This is a genomic window from Sodalis-like endosymbiont of Proechinophthirus fluctus, assembly GCF_001602625.1.
Lineage (GTDB): Bacteria > Pseudomonadota > Gammaproteobacteria > Enterobacterales > Enterobacteriaceae.
In genome coordinates, this window is sequence record NZ_LECR01000040.1 from 35,651 (window position 1) to 36,102 (window position 452).

Here is a 452-nt window from a genome sequence, read left to right on the forward strand (position 1 = left end):
GCCGCTTCCGAGTCTCGGCGAATCATTTCCTTACGCTGTAAATAGTCAGCCATTACCCGACCACGCGCCAGCAGCACCTGCGGATACTGATCCGCGTGCTCGAGGATGATTTCCCTCTCGCCCATAAAGCGGTGTCCGCGTAGAATGCGATCGGCGTCAATGCCAAGCACTTTACCCGGTATTACGCCGTCGTCCAGCAGCATCGTCACAGTGTGCACTGGCCGAATGAATTGAGTCTCATTGTCTCCCCAGCGCATCATTTTCGGGATCGGCAGCTTACCCAGTGCGCGACTAACCATATCACACAGAAGAGCCTGCACAGGCTGCCCCTTTACCAGGGCTCGGTAAACAAGCCATTCGCCTTTCTCGGTCGAAAGGCGCTCGGCCTGGCTGACTGTAATGCCGCAGCTGAGCGCCCAACCCTCGGCCGCTTTCGTCGGGTTACCGTCAGC

Annotated in this window: 1 protein-coding gene; it reads right to left on the bottom strand. The window is 58.0% G+C overall.

Annotated elements, in window-relative coordinates; translation table 11 throughout:
- Nucleotides 1-452, bottom strand: a 452-nt coding sequence (locus BG74_RS16665) for a glycine--tRNA ligase subunit beta (RefSeq protein ID WP_244267283.1), incomplete at both ends; no start/stop codon positions are given.